30 protein-coding genes and 1 riboswitch are annotated in these 26,919 nt (G+C 38.4%); of the genes, 7 read left to right on the plus strand and 23 right to left on the minus strand.

Translation table 11 applies throughout. The features are described 5' to 3' along the window. Positions 1 to 17: 17 nt before the first annotated feature. From HPT25_RS25705 to lipM, 3 genes are all read right to left on the minus strand, one after another. The gene (locus HPT25_RS25705; protein ID WP_173070617.1) at positions 18 to 476 is read right to left on the minus strand and encodes a C40 family peptidase; all 459 of its coding nucleotides are present in this window, start codon (positions 474 to 476) and stop codon (positions 18 to 20) included. Positions 477 to 691: 215 nt separating this feature from the next. Continuing rightward, positions 692 to 3,250: a vitamin B12-dependent ribonucleotide reductase gene (locus HPT25_RS25710; protein ID WP_281368251.1), complete on the minus strand. Its 2,559-nt coding sequence runs from the start codon at positions 3,248 to 3,250 to the stop codon at positions 692 to 694. A 351-nt stretch (positions 3,251 to 3,601) separates the two neighbouring features. Then, positions 3,602 to 4,438 (minus strand): octanoyltransferase LipM, encoded by an 837-nt coding sequence (gene lipM / locus HPT25_RS25715; protein ID WP_173070619.1) that lies wholly within the window; start codon positions 4,436 to 4,438, stop codon positions 3,602 to 3,604. Positions 4,439 to 4,634: 196 nt separating this feature from the next. Here lipM and HPT25_RS25720 point away from each other — a divergent pair, with 196 nt between their 5' ends. Further along, positions 4,635 to 5,018 (plus strand): rhodanese-like domain-containing protein, encoded by a 384-nt coding sequence (locus tag HPT25_RS25720; RefSeq protein WP_173070621.1) that lies wholly within the window; start codon positions 4,635 to 4,637, stop codon positions 5,016 to 5,018. 242 nt (positions 5,019 to 5,260) lie between these two features. On the opposite strand, the gene gcvPB is transcribed toward HPT25_RS25720, so the two are convergent. Genes gcvPB through gcvT form a run of 3 tightly spaced genes read right to left on the minus strand, consistent with a single transcriptional unit; the run spans position 5,261 to position 9,181 of the window. Continuing rightward, positions 5,261 to 6,721, minus strand: a complete 1,461-nt coding sequence (gene gcvPB, locus HPT25_RS25725; RefSeq protein WP_173070623.1) for an aminomethyl-transferring glycine dehydrogenase subunit GcvPB — start codon at positions 6,719 to 6,721, stop codon at positions 5,261 to 5,263. Beyond that, positions 6,714 to 8,060, minus strand: coding sequence for an aminomethyl-transferring glycine dehydrogenase subunit GcvPA (gcvPA, locus tag HPT25_RS25730; RefSeq protein WP_173070625.1), 1,347 nt, complete (start codon positions 8,058 to 8,060; stop codon positions 6,714 to 6,716). The genes gcvPB and gcvPA overlap by 8 nt, the downstream gene beginning before the upstream one ends. A 20-nt stretch (positions 8,061 to 8,080) precedes the next feature. Continuing rightward, a complete protein-coding gene (gene gcvT / locus HPT25_RS25735) occupies positions 8,081 to 9,181 on the minus strand; it encodes a glycine cleavage system aminomethyltransferase GcvT (protein ID WP_173070627.1) in 1,101 nt (366 codons plus the stop codon). Between the two features lie 217 nt (positions 9,182 to 9,398). Then, a riboswitch (glycine riboswitch) is annotated at positions 9,399 to 9,485 on the minus strand. Between the two features lie 165 nt (positions 9,486 to 9,650). On the opposite strand from gcvT, the gene HPT25_RS25740 reads away from it, so the two are divergent. After that, complete coding sequence (locus tag HPT25_RS25740; protein WP_173070629.1) at positions 9,651 to 11,339, plus strand: DEAD/DEAH box helicase; 1,689 nt, start codon at positions 9,651 to 9,653, stop codon at positions 11,337 to 11,339. Continuing rightward, the gene (locus tag HPT25_RS25745) at positions 11,317 to 12,105 is read left to right on the plus strand and encodes a YqhG family protein (protein ID WP_173070631.1); all 789 of its coding nucleotides are present in this window, start codon (positions 11,317 to 11,319) and stop codon (positions 12,103 to 12,105) included. The genes HPT25_RS25740 and HPT25_RS25745 overlap by 23 nt, the downstream gene beginning before the upstream one ends. A gap of 51 nt (positions 12,106 to 12,156) precedes the next feature. On the opposite strand, the gene HPT25_RS25750 is transcribed toward HPT25_RS25745, so the two are convergent. The 8 genes from HPT25_RS25750 to comGA all read right to left on the minus strand — a co-directional run bounded on the left by HPT25_RS25750 (position 12,157) and on the right by comGA (position 16,446). Next, positions 12,157 to 12,378 carry a YqzE family protein gene (locus HPT25_RS25750; protein ID WP_173070633.1) on the minus strand — a complete coding sequence of 74 codons (222 nt, stop codon included), beginning with the start codon at positions 12,376 to 12,378 and terminating at the stop codon, positions 12,157 to 12,159. A gap of 65 nt (positions 12,379 to 12,443) precedes the next feature. Continuing rightward, on the minus strand, positions 12,444 to 12,728 hold the full coding sequence (gene comGG, locus HPT25_RS25755) for a competence type IV pilus minor pilin ComGG (RefSeq protein ID WP_217269840.1): 285 nt from the start codon (positions 12,726 to 12,728) through the stop codon (positions 12,444 to 12,446). An 89-nt stretch (positions 12,729 to 12,817) separates the two neighbouring features. Further along, entirely contained in the window at positions 12,818 to 13,297 is a 480-nt protein-coding gene (comGF, locus tag HPT25_RS25760; protein WP_246277281.1) for a competence type IV pilus minor pilin ComGF, read from the minus strand. Then, a complete protein-coding gene (locus tag HPT25_RS25765; RefSeq protein WP_173070637.1) occupies positions 13,245 to 13,583 on the minus strand; it encodes a hypothetical protein in 339 nt (112 codons plus the stop codon). Before HPT25_RS25765 ends, comGF begins: the two co-directional genes overlap by 53 nt. Beyond that, complete coding sequence (gene comGD, locus HPT25_RS25770; protein WP_173070639.1) at positions 13,567 to 14,007, minus strand: competence type IV pilus minor pilin ComGD; 441 nt, start codon at positions 14,005 to 14,007, stop codon at positions 13,567 to 13,569. The genes HPT25_RS25765 and comGD overlap by 17 nt, the downstream gene beginning before the upstream one ends. Further along, positions 14,004 to 14,327, minus strand: a complete 324-nt coding sequence (gene comGC, locus HPT25_RS25775; RefSeq protein WP_173070641.1) for a competence type IV pilus major pilin ComGC — start codon at positions 14,325 to 14,327, stop codon at positions 14,004 to 14,006. The genes comGD and comGC overlap by 4 nt, the downstream gene beginning before the upstream one ends. 18 nt (positions 14,328 to 14,345) lie before the next feature. Continuing rightward, positions 14,346 to 15,377: a competence type IV pilus assembly protein ComGB gene (gene comGB, locus HPT25_RS25780; RefSeq protein WP_173070643.1), complete on the minus strand. Its 1,032-nt coding sequence runs from the start codon at positions 15,375 to 15,377 to the stop codon at positions 14,346 to 14,348. Next, positions 15,364 to 16,446, minus strand: a complete 1,083-nt coding sequence (gene comGA / locus HPT25_RS25785) for a competence type IV pilus ATPase ComGA (protein WP_312857335.1) — start codon at positions 16,444 to 16,446, stop codon at positions 15,364 to 15,366. Before comGA ends, comGB begins: the two co-directional genes overlap by 14 nt. Before the next feature lie 230 nt (positions 16,447 to 16,676). Between comGA and HPT25_RS25790 the strand changes: the two genes are divergently transcribed. Both HPT25_RS25790 and HPT25_RS25795 read left to right on the plus strand, forming a co-directional pair. Then, on the plus strand, positions 16,677 to 17,375 hold the full coding sequence (locus HPT25_RS25790; RefSeq protein ID WP_173070647.1) for a helix-turn-helix transcriptional regulator: 699 nt from the start codon (positions 16,677 to 16,679) through the stop codon (positions 17,373 to 17,375). Positions 17,376 to 17,462: 87 nt separating this feature from the next. Continuing rightward, a complete protein-coding gene (locus HPT25_RS25795) occupies positions 17,463 to 17,711 on the plus strand; it encodes a DUF2626 domain-containing protein (RefSeq protein ID WP_173070649.1) in 249 nt (82 codons plus the stop codon). A 33-nt stretch (positions 17,712 to 17,744) separates the two neighbouring features. Here the strand turns inward: HPT25_RS25795 and HPT25_RS25800 are convergent, their stop codons facing one another. Continuing rightward, on the minus strand, positions 17,745 to 18,836 hold the full coding sequence (locus tag HPT25_RS25800; RefSeq protein WP_173070651.1) for a class I SAM-dependent methyltransferase: 1,092 nt from the start codon (positions 18,834 to 18,836) through the stop codon (positions 17,745 to 17,747). Positions 18,837 to 19,001: 165 nt separating this feature from the next. Beyond that, entirely contained in the window at positions 19,002 to 19,637 is a 636-nt protein-coding gene (locus HPT25_RS25805; RefSeq protein WP_173070653.1) for an MBL fold metallo-hydrolase, read from the minus strand. Between the two features lie 217 nt (positions 19,638 to 19,854). On the opposite strand from HPT25_RS25805, the gene HPT25_RS25810 reads away from it, so the two are divergent. Then, positions 19,855 to 20,031, plus strand: coding sequence for a DUF2759 domain-containing protein (locus HPT25_RS25810; protein WP_173070655.1), 177 nt, complete (start codon positions 19,855 to 19,857; stop codon positions 20,029 to 20,031). A 32-nt stretch (positions 20,032 to 20,063) separates the two neighbouring features. On the opposite strand, the gene HPT25_RS25815 is transcribed toward HPT25_RS25810, so the two are convergent. From HPT25_RS25815 to HPT25_RS25835, 5 genes are all read right to left on the minus strand, one after another. Continuing rightward, positions 20,064 to 20,384 carry an MTH1187 family thiamine-binding protein gene (locus HPT25_RS25815; protein ID WP_173070657.1) on the minus strand — a complete coding sequence of 107 codons (321 nt, stop codon included), beginning with the start codon at positions 20,382 to 20,384 and terminating at the stop codon, positions 20,064 to 20,066. A gap of 81 nt (positions 20,385 to 20,465) precedes the next feature. Beyond that, positions 20,466 to 21,602, minus strand: coding sequence for a YqgU-like beta propeller domain-containing protein (locus HPT25_RS25820; protein ID WP_173070659.1), 1,137 nt, complete (start codon positions 21,600 to 21,602; stop codon positions 20,466 to 20,468). 151 nt (positions 21,603 to 21,753) lie between these two features. Continuing rightward, on the minus strand, positions 21,754 to 22,941 hold the full coding sequence (locus HPT25_RS25825; RefSeq protein WP_173070661.1) for a M14 family metallopeptidase: 1,188 nt from the start codon (positions 22,939 to 22,941) through the stop codon (positions 21,754 to 21,756). A 104-nt stretch (positions 22,942 to 23,045) separates the two neighbouring features. Continuing rightward, positions 23,046 to 24,020, minus strand: a complete 975-nt coding sequence (locus HPT25_RS25830) for an ROK family glucokinase (RefSeq protein ID WP_173070663.1) — start codon at positions 24,018 to 24,020, stop codon at positions 23,046 to 23,048. Positions 24,021 to 24,029: 9 nt separating this feature from the next. After that, positions 24,030 to 24,245, minus strand: coding sequence for a YqgQ family protein (locus HPT25_RS25835; protein ID WP_173070665.1), 216 nt, complete (start codon positions 24,243 to 24,245; stop codon positions 24,030 to 24,032). Between the two features lie 236 nt (positions 24,246 to 24,481). On the opposite strand from HPT25_RS25835, the gene HPT25_RS25840 reads away from it, so the two are divergent. Further along, complete coding sequence (locus HPT25_RS25840) at positions 24,482 to 25,342, plus strand: hypothetical protein (protein WP_173070667.1); 861 nt, start codon at positions 24,482 to 24,484, stop codon at positions 25,340 to 25,342. 5 nt (positions 25,343 to 25,347) lie between these two features. Here HPT25_RS25840 and HPT25_RS25845 read toward each other — a convergent pair whose 3' ends face one another. Further along, positions 25,348 to 26,535: a rhomboid family intramembrane serine protease gene (locus tag HPT25_RS25845; protein WP_173070669.1), complete on the minus strand. Its 1,188-nt coding sequence runs from the start codon at positions 26,533 to 26,535 to the stop codon at positions 25,348 to 25,350. A 179-nt stretch (positions 26,536 to 26,714) separates the two neighbouring features. Continuing rightward, entirely contained in the window at positions 26,715 to 26,909 is a 195-nt protein-coding gene (yqgO, locus tag HPT25_RS25850) for a protein YqgO (RefSeq protein WP_173070671.1), read from the minus strand. Positions 26,910 to 26,919 lie beyond the last annotated feature (10 nt).

Genomic DNA, 26,919 nt, shown 5'->3' on the forward strand with positions numbered 1-26,919 from the left:
TGCTCTTTTTCAAGATCTTATATTCGTTTTGCTCCAATATATCTTGGCTGCCAGTAACTGTTATTTGTATAAGTTATCATTACTCCCTGCGAAGTAGAAGCCATGATCATTTTACCTGCTCCAATATACAATGCAACATGAGTAGGTTTGCTTGCTTTATTTGGTGCAAAAAACATTAAGTCGCCTGCTTGCAAAGAAGCTACACGATTACCCTGTGTATAGAACATATCTGCTGCTGTACGAGGTAATATCTTTCCTGCCTCTCCATAAGAATATTTTACTAAGCCTGAACAATCAAATCCGCTTGGAGACATTCCGCCCCAACGATATGGAACACCCAGATTTGCTTTGGCAACCGTTATTGCTTTTTCATGATAATTATAAGTAGCCGCTTCTGCTTTATCCCCCATAGTGGTAAACAAAGAAGTTAATAAAGTAGCAGTCATGGCAAGTGCCGTGATGTATTTCTTTAACATTTTGTTATTCCCCCTTTGGAGTGATTCGATACATTTACTATACTAGGAAAGAATAACAGGCACGTCACAGCCATATTACAATTATGTTACAAAATTCGACTTTGTTTTTAAATGAATTGATGATGTTATAGGTTTTATGAGGATTTTGTTTTCTTTTTAAGAATATTTTACGCAACATGAAAAGGTGTGGAATGATTCCACACCTCAAATAAGATTTAAAGACCGCATTTCAATTGTGCACCGCAGTTTGTGCATGTATTGCAGCCTCCAATTTCCTTCACTTTTCCTTTTCTGCAGACTGGGCATGTATTGCCCACTTCTGAACCAATTGTTACGTCTGTAGAACGAAGATCCGTAATGGTATCCACTAAAACAACATGCTGTTTAGGCTGTTCTGAAAAAATGGATAATTGTTCATCTGAATTTTCTTCAGCCTTTAGGGTTAAGACTTGGGAATCACGAGAACCATCTACATAGACTGTTCCGCCTTTTGCACCGCCTCGGTATAGACGTTCATACACTTTCTCTACCTGTTCCACACTGTATCCTTTTGGTGCATTTACCGTTTTACTGATAGAGCTATCAATCCAACGCTGGATGACACACTGAACATCCGCATGGGCTTCAGGAGCAAGATCCATTGCTGTGACAAACCATTTAGGTAAATTTTCTTTGTCTGCATCTGGATTATGATCAAGGTACTCTTGGACGATATCTGCATTTACTTCGATAAACTTGCCAAGTCGGCCGCTTCGGAAGTATGAGAAGGAGAAATAAGGTTCCAGCCCTGTAGATACCCCAACCATCGTTCCTGTGGATCCCGTTGGAGCCACCGTTAATAGATGTGAATTTCTGATTCCATTCACTAAGATCGATTGGCGAATATCTTCAGGCATTTTCATCATATATCCCGTGTTGATAAATGCTTGCCTTAATCGATTGGTTTCTTCTTGTGTTTCCCCAGTCAGGAACGGGAAGCTCCCTTTTTCCTGCGCTAATTCGATTGATTCTCTATAGGCGGTTGTAGCGATGGTTTCAAACACTTTATCCACCAGTTCATTTCCTTCTGGTGAACCATATTCAGTTTCACAATAGATGAGTAGGTCATGCAATCCCATTACACCTAAGCCGACGCGGCGTTCACCGAGTGCCTGCTTTTTGTTTTCTTCAAGGAAATATGGAGTAGCATTAATGACATTATCCTGCATACGGACACCCACAGCTACTGTTTGTTTTAATTTTTCAAAATCAACTGTTTTTGTTTTCTTATCTGCCATCTCAGCAAGGTTAACAGCAGCAAGATTACAGACAGAAAATGGTGCGAGCGGCTGTTCACCACAAGGATTTGTTGCAACAACCTGTTGATCATATGCTTTTGCATTTGTCATGTCGTTGGCATTATCAATGAAGAAGATTCCAGGCTCTGCTGAGTATGTTGCACAAATATTAATTAGGTTCCAAAGTTCTTTGGCTTTAATCTTTTTGTAAACACGTATTTTATGTCCAAGTTTTTCCCATTCACGGACATCTCCAACCTTATGCCACTCTTCATTGTATGTTTTCATTTCTTCTTGATCGTATTGTTCAACATATGGGAAGCGAAGCTCATACTCACCATCATTTTCAACAGCTTCCATAAATTCTTTTGTTAAACAGACAGAGATATTGGCTCCAGTTAGGAATTCAGAATTATGGACTGTATAAGTACCGCCCGTAGCCAGTTTCTCTTCAGCATCTGCAATTATTGATTCGCTGAAGCCTCCATAACCAGGAATGTTTTTATAGTTTATAATACCTTGATACATTGCCGATTCTTGTAGCGTTAATGGTGTGAACTTCAGTTTATCCTTGGCGTGTTTTTTTATTGTTTCTTCATTTGTATTTTCAATCAAGAATCGAAGAATTCTTGGATTTTGCATTTTAGAAATAATGAATTCAATAATGTCCGGATGCCAGTCCGCAAGCATAATCATCTGTGCGCCTCTGCGGCTGCCACCCTGCTCTACAAGGTGTGTCAATTTCGCAATGTCATCGAGCCAGGAAACGGAGCCCGATGATTTTCCGTTTACTCCCCTTGCAAGGGTGTTTCTTGGTCTTAATGTTGAACCATTAGTTCCAACACCACCACCGCGGCTCATGATTTCCATTACCTGCTTGCGATGATCTGAAATTCCTTCACGGGAATCAGCAACAAACGGCATAACATAACAGTTGAAATAGGTAACATCCGTGTTTGCTCCTGCACCGTAAAGCACACGACCTGCCGGAATAAAGTTTAAATTTACAAGCTCTTGATAAAACTTTTCCGTCCACTCAATTCGCTTCTCTTCTGTTTCCTCAACCTCAGCAAGTCCAGTGGCAACCCGCTTCGCAATTTGTTCATAAAAAAGCTCCAGCGGTTTCTCAATTATATCTAGCGATCTCCAAATTACTCCTGTTTCAGCCTCTTCTTGGGCATCCAATACTCCTCTGAATTCCTCTTCAACTAATACTTTCGCTTTTTTATTCTCCCAATCAATCTCCATAACGTAACCTAATCCACGCGCAGGGAATTTTGGGTCCTCTTTAATGGTTAGAACAACAAAGTCTCCGTTAGTTAGGGTAATTTTCTCAGTGTCTTTAAAGGTGTAACGGTCCAACATGACCAAGCGTGATACACCCTTGTGAGTAATTTTCATATCTGGGGTAACTGGGTGGACTTGGGGAAATAGGTGGATATCCTCATTCAACCTTTCAAAATCGACATTCATTTTTGACCTAAAAACAACAGACAATGAGAACAACTCCTTCAAAATATTTAATTGTCTAGCTTTTGCAATAATCTAGCAACAAAAGCAAAAATTCTAGTTGTCTTAATATCCATTAGGTTATCATATCAAAACTACTTTAATCAACATATAGTACCGAAAATATTTTCGACACTACTACATGTTGTAGGTTAGGCAAAAAATTCTTTTTTTGTCAAACGCAAAAAAAACCATTTTCGAGAGAAAACGATCGTTTTCTACACTTTTTCGCCATAAAACAAGAAATTTCAACAAATTTTACAACTTGCTTTTTAATAGAAAACAACTTCTAAGAAATCAGCACTTAATAGAAAAAGCGGCGTTTGCCGCTTTTTTCACTTAGCGTTTAAAATTCCATTCATCACTTTCATAGCGCTCTTTAGCCAGTTTTTCTACATACTGAAGCTCTTCTGCTGTTAATTGATATGGCTCCAAATCAACATTAAGTCCTTCCGCAAACCCTTTATAAAAAGCTTCTTTCGCTTCTTCTAGCGTAATTCTTCTCGAACTGATCTCGTTGATGGCAACTGCTTTATCTTTAAATACCCTCTTCATTCGTTCTTTCACACGATCATTGGGATATTTAAATAAACTAAACAACTTATCTTCATCTAAATCCAATAGGATAGAGCCATGCTGAAGGATTACTCCTTTTTGCCGGGTCTGGGCACTTCCTGCCACCTTTCTTCCTTCAACAACGAGTTCATACCAGCTTGGGGCATCAAAACATACAGCCGAGCGTGGGTTTTTTAAAGCCTCACGTTCTGCAGCTGTTTTTGGTACGGCAAAATAAGCTTCTAACCCCAATAGCTGAAATCCTTTTAATAATCCTTCTGAAATCACACGATATGCCTCTGTTACACTTTTCGGCATTTCCGGATGATCTTCAGAAACAATCACACTATACGTAAGTTCATGTTCATGAAGGACTCCCCGTCCCCCAGTTGGCCTTCTGACAAAGCCTAGCTTATGTTCTCTAACAGCCTCCAGATCGATTTCCTTTTCTACTTTTTGAAAGTATCCTACCGAAAGGGTTGGCGGATTCCATCCATAGAAACGGATAACTGGAGGGATTTTCCCAGTACTATGCCAATCCAGTAATGCTTCATCTAATGCCATGTTAAAAGACGGTGAACAATTTCCTGAATCAATAAAGCGCCATACTTCCTTTTTCATTCTAAAACCTCTTTTTTTAAAAATTAACTCGTTATTAAGAGTAGCAAAATAAAGGGCAAATTCAAAATCAAATGTTTCTAGCATAATAAAGGCAAAGCAAAACATAAAGAATTTTTACGTTTCATCTTTACTCTTTAAAGGATTGGCTTATATAATAAATATTAGTGCAGAAAAGCTTGAAAGGGGCCATCTTAAGGTGAATACAATTTATACTTTAATCATCATTATCGCAGTGTTCGGGATCTATTCCATTTTCACCTTCTTTTATCAAAAGAAAATTGTAAAAACTTTAACAGAAGAAGAATTCCGTTCAGGATACCGAAAGGCTCAGCTAATTGATGTTCGTGAACCAAACGAATTTGAAGCAGGCCATATTTTAGGAGCCCGCAATATTCCGATGTCGCAAATTAGAATGCGATCCAAGGAAATTCGCCCTGATATGCCGGTTTATCTTTATTGCCAAAGCGGAATGCGCAGTGCACGTGCCGCTCAATATTTGAATAGAAAAGGCTATAAAGACCTTGCACAGCTGCAAGGCGGGTTTAAAAAGTGGACAGGTAAAGTTAAAACGAAAAAATAATGATGCAAAATTGATAAAGGCTTCGGGACGCACCGAAGCCTTTTTGCATAAATGAATTGTGACGGATAAAGAAAACTCGACGTCAAGCAAGCCCGCTTGCGCGAAGACAAAGGCGTAGTTCGCCGAAATGCACAGGAGGCTAATGCTCCCGAAACATTCCTTAGTGCACTTATGCTTGATCGGAAAGGTATCTTCTTATCGGCAAAAAAAGGGAAGGCTGCACTGTCCATCCCTTTTAAACCTTAATCTTTTTGATATCTTAAAATCGGTTTTCTTGCCGCTGTTGTCTCATCCAAACGGCTTACAACGGTTGTATGAGGAGCCTCCTGTACGATTTCAGGATTTTCTTCCGCTTCCTTAGCAATTTGAATCATCGTTTCAATGAACGAATCAAGTGTTTCTTTTGATTCTGTTTCTGTTGGTTCGATCATGATACATTCTTCTACATTAAGCGGGAAGTAAATAGTTGGCGGATGGAAACCGAAATCAAGCAGTCTCTTGGCAATATCCAATGTCCTAACGCCTAATTTTTTCTGGCGTCTGCCGCTTAAAACAAATTCATGCTTACAATGCTTGTCAAATGGAAGATCATAATATTCCGCAAGCCTTCTCATCATATAGTTGGCATTTAACACGGCATTTTCAGTTACGGCCTTTAAGCCATCCGGTCCCATGGAGCGAATATAAGTATAGGCGCGAACATTAATCCCAAAATTTCCGTAGAATGGCTTGACCCGTCCAATCGATTGCGGGCGATCATAATCAAGCACATACTCTTCATTGCGTTTAGAAACCAATGGTTTTGGCAGGAATGGAATCAGATCTGCTTTTACACCAACAGGTCCTGAACCTGGACCGCCTCCGCCATGGGGGCCAGTAAACGTCTTGTGCAAGTTTAAGTGAACGACATCGAAGCCCATGTCCCCCGGCCGTGCCTTGGACAAAACCGCATTTAAATTGGCACCGTCATAATACACTTTTCCTCCGGCATTATGGACGATTTCGGCAATCTCGACAATATGTTCCTCGAATAAACCAAGTGTGTTAGGATTTGTCAGCATTAGTGCTGCTGTATCAGCTCCTGCTACTCTTCTTAAATCGTCAAGATCGACCAAACCATTCTCATTTGATTTTACCGTAACTGTTTCAAGGCCTGCTACCGTGGCTGAAGCAGGGTTTGTACCGTGGGCAGAATCCGGGATAATGACTTTTGTGCGTTTAGTGTCGCCATTTGCTTCATGATAAGCGCGGATCAGCATTAATCCTGTCCACTCCCCATGGGCACCTGCAGCAGATTGAAGTGTCACTTCATCCATACCGGTGATTTCCTTTAAATGCTGCTGAAGATCATACATTAGCTCCAGTGCCCCCTGTACAGAGCTCTCATCCTGGAGTGGATGCACATGAGCAAAGCCATTAAAGCGGGCAACATTTTCGTTAATTTTCGGATTGTATTTCATTGTGCATGAACCGAGTGGATAGAATCCGGAATCCAATCCATGGTTTCTTTTCGAAAGAGCTGTATAATGACGCATAATATCGAGCTCAGAAACTTCCGGAAGCATAGGCTCCTCTTCCCGTATATAACCTTCTGGAAGAAGGCCGCTTATATCCAGTTCCGGAATATCTATTTCCGGAAGACTGTATCCGATTCGGCCAGGTGTGCTAAGTTCAAAAATGAGCTTCTGGTCTTGATTAAGCATGCAAATCCCCCAATTCTTTCACTAATATATCAATTTCTTCCTTCGTTCTCTGCTCGGTAACAGCAATCAGCATATGATTTGCCAACTCAGGATAATCACGGCCCAAATCATAACCGCCAATAATTCCTTTTTGCATCAGGTTCTGATTCAGCTCTTTAACTGGTTTATTAAATTGAACAACAAATTCATTAAAGGAATAACCGTCAAAAACGATTGTAAATCCAGCCTCTTTAAATGCCATTTTTGCATAGTGGGCTTTTTGCAAATTGGCAGCTGCCATTTCTTTGACACCCTTTTTGCCAATAGCAGTCATAGCAACAGAAGCAGCAAGAGCATTTAACGCCTGATTTGAACAAATATTGGATGTCGCTTTGTCCCTTCGAATATGCTGCTCACGAGCCTGAAGTGTCAAAACAAATCCGCGTCTCCCCTTGTCATCTGTTGTTTGGCCAACCAAACGTCCAGGAACCTTGCGCATTAGCTTATTGTTTACTGCAAAGTACCCGCAATGAGGCCCGCCAAAAGCAGTTGGGATTCCAAAAGGCTGAGCATCACCAACAACAATATCAGCGGCAAATTTTTCAGGAGGGGTTAAAACACCAAGCGCCATTGGATTGCTGGAAACAACAAACATCGCTTTGCTGCCATGGATAATTTCTTCCAGCTCTTTTAACGGTTCAATACGACCGAAAAAGTTTGGATATTGAACGATGACAGCTGCAGTATCATCACCTGCCAATTTCTTCAATGCTTCAATATCAGTTATACCGTTAATCACTGGTGCTTCCACTACCTGTAAATATTGGCCTTTAGCATAGGTTTTTAAAACTTCTCGATATTCCGGATGTACCGCATTTGAAACAATAATGGTTTTTCGTTTTGTATGGCCCGCGCTTAACATTGCTGCCTCAGCTAAAGAGGTACCGCCATCATACATGGAGGAGTTAGCCACATCCATTCCTGTTAATTCACAAATCATGGTTTGAAATTCAAAAATTGCCTGAAGCTCACCTTGAGATATTTCCGGCTGATATGGTGTATATGCAGTATAGAATTCCGACCTTGAGATGACATGATCAACAATTATTGGCATATAGTGGTCGTATACACCTGCACCGAGGAAGGAAACATTCTCTTTCAAGTCAGCGTTTCTTCTTGAGAGCTTATATAACTCTTTCATCAATGCCGTTTCAGACTTGGCAGCTTTAAGCTTTAATTCTCCTTTAAATCTCACTTTCTCTGGGATATCGCTGAATAGCTCATAGACGCTTGAAACACCTATCGTCTCAAGCATCACCTTCTTATCCTGTTCAGTCATTGGTAAATAGCGGTGTTTCATAAAACTGACTCCCTTCGAGTTTATTTTCCTCTTTTATAAAAAGGTGTTGGAATGACTACAGCTTTTAAACGTTTACCACGAATTTCTACTTCCACTTCTGTTTCAAGTTTGGCAAATTCAGTAGCAATCAGGGCAAGCCCAATGTTTTTCTTTAAGGTCGGGGATTGTGTTCCTGTTGTGACCTCGCCGATCAGCTTTTCACCTTTATATACTCGGTATCCGTGACGTGGAATTCCGCGGTCGACCATTTCAATTCCGACAATCTTTCTTGGCAATCCAGATTCCCATTGGGCAGCCAACGCTGATTTTCCTAGAAAATCTGATTCTTTATTTAACTTAACAGCAAATCCTATTCCCGCTTCGAGCGGAGATATTTCCGGAGATAATTCCTGACCGTAAAGAGCCAGGTTGGCTTCAAATCGAAGGGTATCCCGTGCACCCAATCCACACGGCAGCACTCCTTCCTCTTTTCCCGCATCCAGGATCGCTTTCCAAAGTGCTGAAGCATCGGCTGAATCACAATAAATTTCAAATCCGTCTTCTCCGGTATAGCCTGTTCTTGAAACTAATGCTTTTTTGTCATTTATGCTGATTTCTTGCTGAAATTTAAAAAAGCCAATAACACTTAAATCACTAACAGTAAGCTTTTGCAATACCTTTTCAGCTAAAGGACCTTGCAGTGCTAACTGTGCAGTTTGTTCTGATAAATTAACTAAATGGACATCGCCTTCTACATGAACTTCGAGCCAGTTGTAATCCTTTTCAATATTGGACGCGTTAATGACGAGCAAATAATGATGTTCTGCAATTTTATAGACAAGTAAATCATCAACAGTACCGCCGTTTTCATAACACATGGCCGTATACTGGGCACCGCCGTCTTTAATTTTTGAAATGTCGTTAGTTAACATTTTTTGCAAATACTTCAAACTGTCAGCACCTTGTACTTCGATTTCCCCCATATGAGAAACATCAAATAAACCAGCTCTAGTACGAACTGCCTCATGCTCTTCCTTAATGCTCGAAAATTGGACAGGCAATTCCCAGCCGCCAAAATCAATGGTTTTCCCGCCATATTCTTTATATAGGTCAAATAGCGGAGTTCGTTTCAGATTTGTCATTATAAATCCCCCTTCATTCCTTTTACATGTTCATTATTTGTAAAATAATTAATTTTACAGAAGTAATCTTTAAACACAACCAGGAATAATCAATAAAAAAGGACAGAAACCTCCCTTAAAATTTAAGGAAGGTCCCTGTCCTTGCACCTGAAAGTTTAACCTGTTACCGGCTTTCCCCTTTGGTGGCTGCCCATTTAAGCAGCACTCTCCAGAGCTGCGTCAAACAAGAGTTCTTTTGCCTGAGAGATTCACATTTCTGTTTGCTCCTTCGGCGCTACAAAGTAGTCTCTCCCCTTGTCATCATCCGCATTTATAATATTTTCCATTTTGGTGATACTAATTATACTTTAAAAATATATTACCTAATTTAAATATTTAAAACATTCAAAGCTATTATCATCCTACCATTAAGACGATGCATTGAGCAATCCTTTTTTATAAAACAGACTGATTAAAGGAGATGAACATATTGACGGTTGAAATCAGTTTAGATTCCTCTTGGCAGGGAGATTTTTTACATAGAGTGGACCAGGATGGACCTTGGGGCAATTGGGAATTGTCCAAGCTTGCCATTGAGGTGGAAAAGCATCTGGTCGTTCCCGAATTTGAAGGACTGCAGGCGCCAAAGCATCTGCCAAATTTAACTCCTCTCCCCCATCAACTTGAAACCGCAAGGCAAGTCATTGAAAACATGAACGGGAAAGCCATTCTTGCTGATGAAGTAGGCCTTGGGAAAACGATTGAAGCGGGACTAATTTTAAAAGAATATATGATTCGCGGTTTAGTGAAAAAAGTTCTTATTCTAGTACCTGCATCTTTAGTCACACAATGGTCAATGGAGCTAAACAGCAAATTCTATATTCCCGCCATAAGCCAAAAGAAAAGCTACGTCTGGGAGCAATGTGATGTTGTGGTATCTTCTATTGATACCGCCAAGAGAAATCCGCATAGGGACATTATTTTCCAGCAGAATTATGACCTGATTATCATTGACGAAGCGCATAAATTAAAAAATAACAAAACCAAAAACTACGAATTTGTCCAAAATCTGAAAAAGAAATTTTGTCTTTTGCTAACAGCAACACCTATTCAAAACCGGGTCGAAGAAATTTTCAATCTCGTTTCCTTGTTAAAGCCCGGACATTTGGGAAGTGAATCGGCCTTTTATGAAAAATACAAAAGGGATTCTCGTTCCTTAAACGACAATGAACATTTAAAAGAATTAGTTAACAAGGTAATGATACGCAATCGTCGTGCGGACACCGGGATTGAATGGACCAAACGTCATGTGGAGACAATTCCCATTGAATTTACTCCTTCTGAAAAAGAACTGTACGAGGCAATATACGACTTAAAAAATGAAGGAGATTGGGTCCAAGCCTCCAGTTTTTCTGTCATGACATTGCAACGTGAAGCCTGCAGCAGCAGGGAAGCTGTTTTTTATACATTAAAAAACATGCTGCAAAAAAAAGAAAACCCTTCTCCTGCTTTCGAAAATCAAATACAGGAACTAATCAAAAAAGTGGAAGGCGTTCAAACCAATTCAAAAGCGAAAAAGGCGCTTGAGTTAATTCAACGCATCAATGACAAAGTCATTATTTTTACAGAATATCGGGCAACTCAACTATATCTCCAGTGGTTTTTAAAACAACATGGCATTACTTCTGTCCCATTCCGGGGCGGTTTTAAGCGCGGCAAAAAAGATTGGATGCGGGAGTTGTTCCAAAAGCATGCTCAAGTTCTGATCGCAACAGAAGCAGGCGGTGAGGGTATCAATCTGCAATTTTGCCATCATATTATTAATTTTGATTTGCCATGGAATCCAATGAGACTGGAGCAGCGAATTGGAAGGATTCATCGTTTAGGACAAGAGCAAGATGTAAGAATTTATAATTTCGCGATAAAAAATACTGTAGAGGAACATATTCTGAAGCTCTTATATGAAAAAATTGATTTATTCGAAAAGGTTATTGGCGAGCTTGATGATATTTTAACAAAACTGGAAATCGGCAACATTGAGGACCATTTAACAGATATCTTTGGAGCTTCTTGTTCTGAGGGAGAAATGCGAATTAAAATGGAAAATTTATCATCAATGATTGAGTTTGCACAAAATATGAAGAAAGGTGATTCACATGCAGCAGCAGGAAATCCATAACTTTCTTTTAAAATATTTTCAAGCCAATGAATGCCCGATCCTTGAAAATCACCCAGGGTATATAACTGTACAATTAACTATTGAACTTGATAAGGAATTAATGAATCGGCCATTTTACTGGCATTATTTAGAAAAAACAGGCGGCTGCCCCAATCCCATGAAATTGACCTTGATTACCAACCAAAAAGCAGCACCTGAAAATATTAAAGGAGAAACCGTTCATTTCGGCTCGCCAAGGCTTCATCAAATTTTCACCTCTACGAAGAATTTGTCGAGATACATCCGTCTTTATGAAAATCATCGTAATGGTGCAAAGCAAACGTCCTTATTCCCATGGCTGTGTATGAATGTAAAAATTTCGTATCAGTGCGATCGTAAGCGCGATATCTTTAAATCCATCGGGCTGCAGCTTATTAATGGACGAATGGTTGAAAACTTTCACGATCGTCTTTTAGAGGTGGCACTAACACCCAAAATTCCCGATTATTCTTTTACCCTATCACCTCTGGTTAAACCCAAAAGCGGCATGCTGAGAATTGAAAACTATTTGAAATCAGTTATAGATCAAGAGGATCATTCATGGGCTGATGAAGCCAGAAACCGCTGGGAAAAGGACCTGCGCCTTTTAGATCATTTTTATGAAGACATCGAGGAAAATGAGAGCTATGAAATAGAAAAAAAAGCTTTGCAGGAGCAATATGAACCAAATATTACGATCTCATTTGTTAATGGAGGCCTCTTCTATTTAACCGAAAAAGCAATTTAATCACCTTTAAATGAAAAACCCCCAAGTTATCATTTTAACTTGGGGGCACGTTTATTTCCAGAAACCGCCTTTTATCATTCGTCTTCCATCGTGATTTCTTCTTCTTTTCACCTCGGAATAAAAGACATAAGGGAGAATTCCAAACCAGCGGAACCAAAATGCAGCTTTTGCTTCTTTTCTTTCCTGTCTAATCCGTTTACGCTCCTCTTTTGGCTGATCTGCATATTTAACAATAGTTTGTGTCATATATTTAACATAATCATTTGTTTTCATTGGACACACCTGCCTTTTTATACCTTACAAGTATGCCCGGAAGAGATATTTTTCAAACACTTTTTTTAATCTGACCATTTTACGATTCTTTTAGTCCTCGAATCAAAATAACCCTTGCCAACAACCGTTTCACCTGTATCTAAATGCAGTGTGAATGCAACCTTTTCTAAAAAACCTACTGGTGGGTCCGTTTGAAAATCCATCTTCCCTTTTTGAAAATTAATGGATCCAATTCCAGGTAATCTGCCGCTTGTTTGATAGATCATCTCTAATTTTTTAACAGAAGAAAGTAAATAATACTCTTGTTGAAGGATGATCGACGTTTCATGAACTTGCTTTCTTTCTGTCAATAATCGCTCAACTTGCAGAGAAAAAAATAGAAAAAAAACGATTAGTAAGCATAGGACAAGTGGATATGTAAATCCCTTCTCATGTTTTTTCATTTTTCAACATTCCAATCAATAAATGAATGAGCACTTACTGAGTATTCTTTTCCCCACTGATCCTTTACAGTGAGTTTCACACCATTATTTAAAATGGAAAAGGTATATTGTGAAACATTCTGAAGCACGATTTCATGTCCAAGGGAATTTACCTGTCTTCTGAGAGTATTCCCATACCGATCATATTGAACAGTTTCACTATCTTTCGTTACAATCAATTGACCTGAGTTAATATCTGCTCTTATGGACTGGCGGATTTCTTTTTTTAATTGGCTGCAAAAGACTGACCACTCCATCCCTTGTAATTTTGCATCATCACTTTTTCCATTATGTAAGACAATATGAAAAACAGGTGCCATAAAAAAAATGATCATTATAAAAATAGAAAGTGCAAATAATGACTCAATCAGTGTAAAAGCCTTATCATTCAGATGCAGTACAAATATCCGTTTTTGCCAGTTTAGAATTTTGTTCAAAGCTCACACAGACCTCCTTTTGCCCAGCTATTTTAGAGTCCCGCCAATATATACGATAAATCACGCCATTTTCTAAAAAAGTGTATTCAGATAATTTTTGGCCACCCATAAGGTTTGCTTCTAATTCTTCATACATTAGTTCATGAGCTTTTTTTTCGATTTCAAATTTCCTGTATTGCTCGTTTAAATCAATGTATATGGGGATAAAGAATAAACAGATCATGAATAAGGCAGACAGTGACAGAAGCAGTTCAAGCAGAAAAAATCCATTATGATTCTGCAACATAAAACCTTCCCTTTCCAATCAAAAAGGTCATTCGGTAAGTTTTATTTTTCGACTGAATAATGATGGAACCAAACTTGTTTATATTTCCATCCGGCAAAAATTTGAAATATAGCGGCAGAGAGCCCTCAGTTAGATATAAATCATGCGAATAATTCCTCTCCATAATGGGCGGGGAAAAAGTATTTAAATACATGTAATACTTATATTCACTAGGAATAATGGTTACCGAAACTTCATGCTGATGAGAAATAGCATATTCTTGTGCATAATAAAGGTCGGCTTTAAATTGAGTGAAAAAATCAGTCTTATTAATTAACGTCTGCTGCGGTTTTAAGGAAAAGACAGTGACAGTGGTAAGAATCAAAAATATAGAAAAGACTACTAATGACTCTGTTAATGTAAAACCTTTTTGATCGTTAATCATTCATTTGCTACCGCTGTGACTGTTCCATCTGCATCAATTTTAATTGCTTCTCCATTTGGACAGCCCTTTGAATCCTTCATAATATAACCAGCCGTTTTTAAATCATCAATTGTCGGGATCTTATTTACATCCATTTCATACGCTTGTACTTGGGCTTGTACCATTTTCACATAGGCCTCGCAGCCTTTGTTATTAATATTGGTATTATGTCTTGTAACATTAGGAATTGTAATAATTAACAAGACAGAAATGATTAACATAACAATCATCATTTCAATCAAGGTAAATCCTCTTTCGTTATTAAAATGTTTGTTATTCATTTTATATACCTCCATTGTTCAAATTCCATCCAGAAGGTGAAACATCGGCAATAGAATGGCTAGATACATCGAAACAATCAAGAAACCAATAAACAGGTAGAACAAGGGCTGAATTGTTTTAAAGATTTTATCCATGAGTTCTTCCAAATTCTTGACACATCGCCTGCTAAAGAATAATAGCTCCTGCTCCAATCTTCCGTTTTCTTGGCCATGCTTTACCACCATTGCAAACTCAGCTTCGAAAAACGAAAAAGAACCAAGAATCCATTCTAATTTCTCCCCAGAAATAAGTTTTAATTTAATTTCTTTACCCAGTTGACTATAAAAAAGCTGTCGGTGGTTTTGCTCAAATAGCAGTAATGCCTCGGAGATCGATATGCCCCCTGACAATAGAAAGCTTAGTTGAATAGAAAAATAGTGGTTAAACATTAATTTGAGGATTCTTCCTACAAGGGGTATGCGCACCAGCAAGGTACGCTGTTTTAGAATGGGGAGCTTTCGGAACTGAAAAAAATAGTATATCGCCGCCAGACTGGCTGATACAAGCAGTGCTCCCCATACAGCAGGAAAATAATGATCAAGGGTATAAATCACTTTCGAAAAAAAATTTTCTTCCAGACCAAGTGAGTGAAATAACTGTGTAAATCTTGGAAGCAAAGTATGTTCGACAAAGACAAACAAAAAGCCTGTAATAAATAAAAGTATTACTGGATATTGAAGCAGTTTCAATAATTTCTGCATATCGTGACTCTTTAATAATGTCAGGCTGCTCCCTTCAAGCAGTGCTTCTGTAAAATTTCCATGTTGTTCAGCAAAATAAACATACCCTATTAATTCTTTATCAAACCCGAGACTTTCAAGAACAGCATGAAAGGATTCTCCTTTTTTCATTTCAGTCAAGCAATTATCTAATTCCTTTTTTCGAAATACCGGCAAATGCAAGGAAATCGAGGTAATCGCATCGGCAATTGGATACCCTCTTGATAATAGCTCGCCAATTTGCCTCAAAAGATTAGCCTGCTCTTTGAGTGACCACTTATTCTTCTTCATAATTGTATACCAGCCTGTCATATTCCGACTCTTTGATGTAGCCTAAGACAATTCCTTTTTTGATAACATCTTTGATCGTACGATATTTCACTTCGACCTTCTCACCTTTCGCTGCCCGCATGACTAAGCTTAAATTTCTTCCGGTTAAAAGTTCAAAGATGCTGGCACGTTTCCATCTTCCATTTGAATGGCAAAACGGCGAACATTCTCCTGCACAAAAAGGGCAGGTTAATTCAACTAGTCTTTGCGCGGTAACAGCAATCAAAGTTTGTTCCACTTCTAACCAATTCACACCAAACTCATATAGACGATACACAGCACCCTTTGCATCCCTTGTATGCATCGTGGATAGGACTAAATGACCAGTTAAGGCCGCTCTTACAGCAATCTTCGCAGTTTCGGCATCTCTGATCTCTCCGACCATTATAATGTCTGGGTCATGGCGCAATATCGCTTTAAGTCCCGCAGCATACGTAACCCCTGCTTTTTCATTTACTTGAACCTGTAAAACAGAGTCATATTTTTTTTCAATCGGATCTTCAAGGGTGATGACATTTCGATGAAATAAGTGGGCGGTTTCAGTCAAAAGAGAGTATAAAGTCGTGGTTTTGCCGCTGCCAGTTGGACCTGTTAGAATGATTAACCCATGGGCATGTTTGAGCAAAGCTAATAATTTTCTAGTCATGGTAGGAAATAACGAAATCTGATGAAAGGGGATTTGTTCTTGCTGAGGAAGCATCCTGATGACCAGACTTTCACGGCTATTGGAAGGGAGAGTGGAAAGTCTAAGCCCCATTAATTGTCCGTTTACCTCACAAATAATTGCTCCGCTTTGGGGACGTCTTCTTTCACCGATATCCATATTGGCAGTAAATTTGAAATGAGAAATGAGTCTGTCACATTCTTCTTTAGGAAGAGATAGTAGGGGAATAAGCTTGTTGGTTAAACGGATTTGTACAAGTGTATCATTCTTTCTAGGAATAATATGAATATCTGTTGCCTGGTTTCTTGCCGCATCCGCAATAATCTTGTCTGCAAGAGTTTCGATATCAATTACAATGGTAAACACCACCTTTTCCTTTGTTATCTTCTTGATTTCGACACTATTCTACCATTTTCTTCTTTATATTTAAATATTTTTTCAAAATTAATTTACAAATAAAAAGTAGATTGTTACAAACTAGCGACAATAATTGTGAACATTTTCTAAACATATAGTGTTTACGTTGTTAACCTCATTCCCACATTATTATCGCTGTATTATAATGTAATAAATTATGGGAGTCCGAGGTGATTCAAATGGAACACACATTAAAAATAACAAACGTATTATCCGATCCAACAAGATATTATATTTATCAATACATTACCAAACGTCATCACGAAGTGACGGTTCAAGAAGTAGCTGAAAATTTCAACATCCATCCGAATGTAGCAAGACTTCACTTATCTAAACTCGAAGATGTTAATATGTTAATTTCAGAAACGAAAAAGACAGGTAAAGGCGGCAGACCGAGCAGGCTGTATCGTTTGTCTGATGATGTCATTCAGCTTCATTTTCCATATCGAGACTACATGCTTTTATCAAAGGTCGCCATCCAAACGATGCTTACTCTTGGAGAAACAGGCAAACAAGCACTGTACTTAACAGGAAAACGTTTTGGTACAGAAATAATTGAACAGGAAATTGCGAAAAGAACACTTGGTGAAGAATTAGATTTTAATAATAAGCTAACCATATTAAAAAGCGCTGCTACATTAGCAGGATTTTATCCAGAATTTGAAGCAAACGGCGACCAATCGAAAATTTATTTTCAAATTTACAACTGCCCTTTTAAAGAGATTGCAGAGGAGCAGCAAGAGGCTGTATGCAGTATGCATCAGGAATTTTTAAAGGGAATGTTTGAAGCGCTATTCGATTCCGTTGACTTGGTAGAAAAAGAAAATATCATTTCAGGCTGTGATACATGCACTTATCATGCATTTGTCACAAACTAACATGAAAACCATTATTTACATTATGCGTCCTTTTACTTTATAATTATCGTAATAGTGGTATTCGGTGGAGTAAAAGGAGGGATACATATGGATCGTATGTTCAGGGTATTGGGTTTTTGGACTGGTATTTTTACGGTCATGTTTTATTTAGGCGATATGGATAAAACAGCAATGCTATTCTTAGCCCAAACTGGTTTCTTTGTTTTGCTCAGCTATCTTAAACTTTCCGAACGCATGTATATGTATATTTTCGGAGCTTATTTAACCATTTTCTTTGCAGGCTTTACGTATTGGACTACTTTCATGATGCCGCTCAAAGGGCCTCTTGGTCAATAAGATTCAAAAACGCCGGTTCCCCGGCGTTTTTCTTTATTCCGCAAACAAATCTTTTTTTTGTAATTCCATATTTTTTTGCTGGATCACAATTTGAAAGTAAGAACTGATTCCATCAGGCATAATCAAACTGCGGATCGATCGGTTCCGTTTGCTGACTTCCGAGAATGGATTCGGATCAAAATGGCTTTCAAGTTCCTTTAATATTCCTGTCTTTAATAAAAATTCATCCTGCCTCATCTTGGCTAAAAACGCTAAATTTACTTGCTCTCCTTTATTCAGTAAGTAATCAAGGTGGATATGGCTGGTAATATCCATTTCACCTGGATATTTTAAAATGTTTTCAATCATTTGCTGTTGATAGTACCCTCTTAGACTCCCTTTTCTCCTTGCTGGATGCTTCCATTCCTCGAATGTATAGCCGTAATCTACAGTTACAACCATTCCTTTTGTCAGTGCCCCAGAAATGGCCTGGAGCATTTTTTCCATAGCGATCGGCACTTCGATCCGCTGCTCATCGTTTAACACAAGATTGCTTTCTTCCAAAAAGTTCAATATATCCGGGTTCGTTAACGGCACTTTTAACTCAAATAAAGTTTCATTTTCTATTCCAATCATAACTTCAAAAAGACTTCCATCCTGCTTCTGGATAACATGGACCGGAAGTGCGTCAAAAAGCTCATTAGAAAAAATCATTCCTTCAAAATCCTTTAATTCTTCTATACTCTCCAGATTAACGATTGCTGGGAACTGACATTTCAAGTCCTCTTGAAGCTTTCTATGATAGGGGCTTGTTTCCACTATATAATATTGCAGAGGGGTATCCTTTAAATCAGCCCACTCATGTAAAAATGCCTGAGCAAATCGACCAGTCCCTCCGCCAATTTCGCAAAATACCGGGGGCAAACTCATGTTTTCACACAAATAGGAAAACCATTTGGCCACCTGTCTGCCATATAGATCGGAAATGTTGCTAGTTGTAATAAAATCTCCCTGCCGGCCTATTTTCTGTCTCTCCTTCATATAGTAACCGTGTACAGGATGATACAGCGCAGCTTCTATAAAATCAGCATATGAGATCAATTTACTGGGTGAATTCCCGATAAAGTTCTTTAGGTATGTAAGCATAGCCGCTCCTTTGTTTTAGCACTATTGACACAGTGTAAACTTTATTATATTTTAATAATAGTAGCTTAACAATATCCCCTCCCATTATATGAATAGAATATCCCCTAGAAAGGCCCTCCTCAGATGAGAAGGGCCTTTCTATTTATAATACTACTTTTTTTGTTCTTAAAAACCATTTAAAAATGGATTACTATCCATTTCTTCCACAATAGTAGTTACAGCACCATGACCGGATAATACGTAAGTTTCCTCTGGCAACGTTAATAGCTTATCATGGATACTCTTTAACAATTGGGGATGATTCCCACCAGGAAGATCGGTACGTCCAATACTCCCCTGAAATAGAGCATCTCCGGATATAACAAATCCTTCTTCCGCAAAATAGAAGGAAAGACTTCCTGGAGAATGTCCCGGTGTATGGTATACATGGAATACAAATTGATCGATTTTAAGGCTTCCTTCTTCACGAATAATGATATCGGCCGGCTTGGCTTTAATCGGTTCAATCATGGTAAAAAATTGTGAACCATTTAAGCTTGGATCCCCTAGCCATTTTTCTTCCTGCTTATGAACATATAGAGGAATTTTATAATGATCTCTTATTTCATCTACTGCGCCGATATGATCGAAATGAGCATGAGTCAAAATAATTGCCTTCGGCTTTAATCCTCTGCTATTTAGTAAATTGATTAGCTTCTTCGCCTCTCCGCCCGGATCGAAAATTAAACATGACTTGTCCTGATCTTCAACAATATAACAGTTCGTTTGAATACTTCCTAATGAAATTTGCTGCCACTTCACTGCATTATTCCCTCCTGATTAGCATTACATGAAATTATTGTACACCATATTAAAGAAACAGAGAAATAAAGGGAATTTACTGTTATAAAGTTCCATTTATTCTCGACAAACCTGGCAAAAAAATATAAAATAGGAATGGAATGTATATAATATTGTTACATAAGCTACGGTAATGTTGGAAAAGTAAATGGAACGTATTTAAGAAGGGGGATTTAACATGGGATTGGTTATTATTTTTACGTTAGTTACCCTGCTTGCAGCCTATGGCGTCTTCAGTTCTTTAAAAAATAAAAATCTTTTAGGAGCATTTTGGGGGCTGGCATCATTTTGTATATTTGGCTGGTTTACCTTAATGACAGTTATCCACTCCGGCTTTCCAACAGGCACACACTAAAAAAGACTGTCATTTGACAGTCTTTTTTATGTCTATTCTGAATCCTTTAATAGGCTTGTGACTCTTTCTACCTTATATTCCATGCTTCGCTTAACATCTCTCCTATCATCGATCCGAATCGTAGTCGCGACCCGTTTAATACCTTCAGAGAATGGCACTTCATGCATGGCTTGAATCACCTCGAACAGGACAGGTAATTCCCCTTCTATCACTGTATTCATCGGGGTAAGCTGATATCGAATTTTCCCTTCCCCTTCATATTGTTTTAATACTTTTTGAACACTTGCCACATATTTGCTGACACTTGGTGATTCCGTGCCAAGCGGAATCACGGCAACGTCTACGATTGCCATAAATACACCTTCTTATCTAGTTTTTTCATCACAGTGATTTTACCATAAGTATTGAAAAATAAAAAAGAATGATCATCCTGATCATCCTTTTATCAATTTATAAATTTTCTTTGTCTTTATATCAATGATTTTCTCCAGACTATTTCCATAAAGCAACGCATTTCCTGAGGGGGAAAATTCAATAGGGTCATTTTCTAACCCGGACAGAATTAAATTTCCACTGCTATTTCTTTCAAGCGTATACAACTCCAACTTAAATCCTTCTGTATAGGAATCTGCTTCTCCACTTGTCACTGGACTAAAAGTAATAAATTGTCTTTTTTCCGGGTTATAGTCATAAAACGGAACAAGCCAATCAGTGTATTTCGTCAACCTTGGATTGGAAAAAGTATAGATTTTGTTTAACTTTTTGCTATAAAACTGATAGACTGCATTGGCAGAATTATGTTCATCCACAGAGATGGTAATAAGCAAATTACGAAAAGCCGCTATTTGAACTACATTATTAAATAATACTTTTTTGCTCCCTATCCCCAATTTACTTGAAATTAATGGAGCCGTTAAGGAAGTATGGTTTTGATCCCAATCTAAATAAATAATTTCCTTTCCATTCAGCCATTTATTAAACGGCTGCTTTAACGCCAGTTTTGTTGTTTTTGATTTTCTAATATCGAGCAGGAAAACCTGGAATGTCCAATCTTCATTAAATTTTGCAGCAAGAATCTCAGACTCATCATATGGATTCCATTCAAAAGATAATACATGTGATGGTATCGACGTTTTTAGTTTTATAGTCCCCTTCAAATCAATCACGGTTATGACTCCCTCATTTACTGAAGGTGAAGAAAGAATTAAAATATATTTTCTTGTCGGGCTAATTTGAACGTTTACCACTGGCAGTTCACTTCTATAGATCAATTCACTTTTTCCTGAAGTTAGATGGTAGCGATAGAGATTGGAGGTCTGCCCTAGGCTGGAAATATAAAGAACTTCTGTGTCTGATAACCAGCCGCCAATTTTATAGAAGCTGCCTTTTGGTATAACAATCGGTAATTTCCAACTGCTAATGGGAGAGGAGGCTTTGGAATTTTCATTTTTCACTGGAACTTTTGATGGCAGCTCATCTTTTTTGGAACATGAACAAAGCAGGAGGACCAAGACCAAACAGAATGATATTGAAAAAAAACAATATCGATATGTCCCTTTTAAATAACCCATGATCTCCCACCTCATACCTCCCTAAAATTAAAAAAGATATATACATTAAATGGAATTAGAAAAAAGCCGAAAAATACCGGCTTTTTGACTCTATTATACATTTAAAAGTTCTTTTATTAACTGTATTTTTTATGGGTAAAAATAATCATTTTTAATAGCTGAGTGCTGCCGTAAAAATTTCTTCTGCTCGTTGAAGAATTTGTTGGAATTGAGATAGCGGCAATGGATTAATGCCTCTTCCCAGCTCTATTGTAAAGCCAGGACGTTTAAACTCCTGAATAAACCAATCTTTAAAACCTGCATGACTGTTCACATATCGAATGGCTTTGTAACCGCTCTTTCTTTCAAAATCTACAGCCATTTGTTCTGATTCTAGAGGTTCGAATCCCTCGTATCCCCAATAAAATTCTTCTCCTTGTGTATGAAAAGCAAGTACATAATCAAAAGCGTTTTTATAGACTAACTCTGACATCGCTGCTGCCTCAGGCTCTGAAAGCGGTGCGGCTCCCGGGAAATCACGTGCACATGGGGATTGAACAGGACTGTTATTTCTGCAGCTATCCCAGTTCGCAGGAAATTGTCGGTTTAAATCAATTCCCCGGATATTCGCTTTCCAATGAATGAACTCATCGCTTCCTTCATTCAACTCCATCATCTCTAACCTTTTTTCTGACGGAGGTCCATTTAGAACAAGGTCCACTCCATCAGGATTCACCATGGGGACTATTGATAATTCTACCTGTTCATATAATTTGTTTACGTCTTGCCCGCACATCGAGCTATCGTTGGTCAGGCAAAGTAAATATTTATTTAAAAGGCTCATGAGTACCATTGTGGTAATCCATTCATTGGCATGAAAAGAGGCATTCATATGTACTTTTTTCATGCCGTTTCCAATACGTATTTCCTGAATGGGCTTACCAAGTACGCTTTTACCAATTGTAGTGACAGAGATAAAAGGATAGATCCTTTGCATGGATTCAATGACTCTGGTCAACGTCTGATAATCATAGGGTGCCTTGCCCGCGGTCAATGGTGCTGTCACTCTTTCCGGTATATAAATTATTGCACCTTGCTGCAGCTGCTCCAGATCTGACGTTTGATTTAAAGACAATAAAGCTTCTGGCGAAATGTTTTTCGCTGCTGAAATGGCATGAAGCTCATCATCACCCTTTAGCCGATAAGGTACAGAGATGAATCCGGGTATTTTTATTTTTTCCCCTGGCTTTATTTGATTTTGTTCTCTTTGGGGATTGGAATCAGCCAAAAGAGTGAACGGGATATTAAATAAACTGCTGAAATTTGAAAACGAATCACCAGAACGCATGCGAATCTCCATATTCATCCTCCTCCTCTCATCATAAGTAACATATGAACGATAATTAAAAAAATGAGTTGGACAAAAAGAAAAACCTGCAATAATTGCAGGTATGACAAACTATTTTATGGATTCATTTTATTCTTAACAAGCCAAGCAGCCCCTAGAACTCCTGCATCGTTCCCTAGTGTGGCAAGAGCTAGTTTAGTAGATTCACGAACAGAAGAAAAAGCAAATTTTCTAAAATACTCATTTACCGCTTCTAACAAAATATGACCGGCTTTTGAAACACCGCCTCCAAGGACGATATTTTCCGGATTGGTGGTATTGGCAATGGCAGCTAATGCAAAGCCTAAATGAAACGAAACAGAATCTAGGACTTTTTGGGCGATAGAGTCTCCATTTCGGGCACTGTCAAATACATCCTTGGCAGATATTTTCCCATTTGCTGCCCGCTTTTCAGCCAGTTCACCTGCAGCCTCTTCCTTAGAGAGTTCATCATTCGCTAACCGAACAATTCCAGTTGCGGAAGCAATCGTTTCTAAGCAGCCGGTTTTGCCGCAATTACATGGTGATCCCCCAAATGGGATCGCTGTAATATGACCAATTTCTCCTGCTGCTCCATTTACACCTTGAACAATATTCCCGTTAGCGATTACCCCTCCTCCAACACCTGTTCCGAGGGTGACAAAAACAACATCCTGTGCATTATTACCGGCACCCTTCCACATTTCACCCAATGCAGCACAGTTTGCATCATTTTCAATCACTGCCGGCAAAGATGTGGCAACTTCTAGGCTAGCCTGAAGTGGGAAGTGATCCTTCCAGCCAAGATTCACTGCATTTAAAATCACGCCTGTTTCATAATTGACCGGACCTGGAGCACCCATTCCTATTCCGATCAGCGAATCTTTCGACTTCCCATGTATAAGCAATTTCTCATCAATTGACTTGGCAATATTGATCGTGATTAGTTGCCCTTCATTGGAATTATCAGTTGGAATCTCCCACTTATCAACTATATCGCCTTCCAATGTAATAAAAGCAATTTTTGTTGTGGTCCCTCCTAAATCAACACCTGCTAGCCATTTTTCTGCCATTTCTCTCACCTATCTTTTAGTCGGATTTTGTTTATCTTTTAATGTTTGAATTTCTTGTCTCAAGATTAAAAGTGCCATTTCAAAATCTCTTTGTTCCATTAACTGTGAATGCTGCAGGTCCTGAAGCTCTGTTTCCATTAATTCAAGATCCGCAAGCCGGTCGCCTGTATATATAATTGTTCCAAAGCTCTTTAAAAATTGCTGAATATCATAAACCGTTTTCATTTCGGGGATCCCCGCTCCTATGTAAAAAACTAATTGTATAAACCTTTTCAATCAAAAGTATAACCTATGCCAAATTTGTCCTCAAGATAAATTTTCAACCAATTCATTTTTCTATTTTTTCATTTTTATATAAATGATTTACCCAGTATTTTTTCTTGTCATTACTTATGAAATGCCTCCATATAACAATAGTGGGACAATCAAATCTATTTTAAGCACGGAAGGGTGACGAAACCTTGAAAAAATTAAAATACCTTGCGATCAGCGTAGTTATTTGTTTACTAGCATTTGTTATCAGCTACTTTCAAATACCAAAAGCAATTGAAAGCATTACCTTTTTCCCCATAGATCAAAATGTAACCTATAAAACAGCTGAAACATCACTAAAGCAAACTGGACAAACAATTGATTGGAAAATTAGTTCTACACTTGATCGAAAGGCCTATTTACGGCAGGATGCCGGATTATTATTCGCCAATGGACGTCTAAGTGACGAGGTGGGAAGATGGACGGAAAATACCAGTACTCTTACCCAAGAAAAACCAATAACTCCCCCCCGCAATTCTTATTACCAATCCATAACCTTTCATCATGCTGAGCTTCATGAAAAGGGAGGACGAATTTTTAGTTCTCAAGCAATTTCCGAAGATCATTTATATGTAATTAAAGAATCTCAGCAAAGAATCTTTTCATTTAAAACTGCCAAAACTTCTGAGGAAGAAAGGTGGCAGGAAAATTTGACACAACAGACTGAACGCATGCTTCAATTCAGCTGGAATAAGGGTGTCAGATACTTTTCGATTCCACTTGAGCAATATCAAGCCTATCCGTTAAATGATTTTAACCATATTTTAAAGACCCCTTTACCTGGATATTCATTAAAGGAATCAGCGAATATTCTCGGACGGCTTTGGGAAGGCCTCTATAAAAATTACTTTCTTGGCATAAAAAAACAGGATGGTTCAATTGTCAGCCCTATAGGCAGCACCATCCCGCTTATTTTACTGGCGAAAAATAAAAGTCACCTCTTAGTGCTAACTGAAACAGCAAATGGAGAGCCGATTCTTCTCCGCCAGAACATTCCTACTTCTGATTAATATTTTTACCCATTTATTGAATGACCGAAACCAAATGTCAAAGCACCATAGACACTCACAATGGACACTATTAAAAAGAAAAGTTGATATAACAGCTTCCTCTTTTTCGGAAAATGGATTATTCCTGCTGCGAGGAAACCGCCAACCAATCCGCCAATATGGCCGGCACTGTCGATTCCAGCCGCGGAAAAACTAAAAATAAGATTAATCCCTAAGACGACAAAGAGGTTTGTCCCCATTGTCCTAAAAAATAATTTTGGAAAAGTCGCTCCAAAATAAAGCAAGGCCCCAAAGCAGCCGTAAATGGCTCCGCTTGCACCTACAGAAAGACTATTACTAAAAAGAAAGCTTGCAAGTACACCAGTAAATCCAGCAAACAAATAGATAAACGGGAATCGGATATTCCCAAATATACGTTCAACAGTTACCCCCAAATAATATAAAGCGAGTGTGTTCATGACCAAATGCAAGAAGCCAATATGAAGAAAGATAGGAGTAATAAACCGCCACCATTCTCCTTCATAAATTAGATCATTTACCTTTGCACCGAATCTAACTAACGTTAATGAGTTGGTACTGCCGCCGTTTAATTGTTCCAATAAAAAAACAGCCGCATTTATGAATATAAAAACATAGGTAAAAAAAGGTTTGCTATTCATCAGAATAGCTCGCTCATCCTTTATTCGATTAACAGCTTGTTCAAGTGTTGCTCTTTTTAATGTTTCAACCTCCTCATCTAAGTATGAATGATCCTGAACAGGAATGAAAATCTTCTTTCCTAACCTTTCAGAAAGACGTTCCATTTCTTTTTCATACATATCTTTAGAAAACAAAAAGGAACTTACTTCCGTCCTGCCACCCTCTGAAAAGAGATATGGTTTTGCAAGCCTATATTCGTATTCATCTACAGGCGGTAATTCACTAATATAAATATTGATCATATGTAATTTATTCCGGTTTAACTGTTTGCGAACATTCTCCCCATTGGCAGCTGTAAATTCTATATCCCGCTGCATCGCATTACTCCAATCAATATTATGGAGCAACATTCTAATAATGGGGGCATCTCGATTTTCCAGCTTTTCCAGCCATAGTTCTTTTTGATTCTCAAATAGCTGAATCATACGATAACCATGGTCATTTATAAATGTATGGGCCAGTGTCCAAAAGTTATACGCTTCTTTATTATCCATTTCTCCCCTGCTTTCTCTATAAAAAATCCAGGTTCACCTTGTTTATTATAAGCACTGTTAACCTTGGCTGTTGATTTCCGCTCCAACCACAGTGTGAATATATCAACAATGTTATTTTACATAGCCTTATTATAAACGAAGTAGGAACATGAACTCAAAATAAAAACCATCTGTGGTTTTCACCATTCAGATGGTCCTCCAAATACTGACTGCATCATTTTCCTTTTTACACCAGGCATACTCATTATCGAACCGACCGCCATCCTCCGCATCCAACTTGATCCAAGCATGATATTGATAATTCGATAACGATAGCGGTAAACAAAGTAGCCAATTGATCCAATCATGAAAATAGAAGTTAACATCCGAGACATATTCATCCCT

The sequence above is a fragment of the Neobacillus endophyticus genome (assembly GCF_013248975.1).
GTDB lineage: Bacteria > Bacillota > Bacilli > Bacillales > Cytobacillaceae > Neobacillus > Neobacillus endophyticus.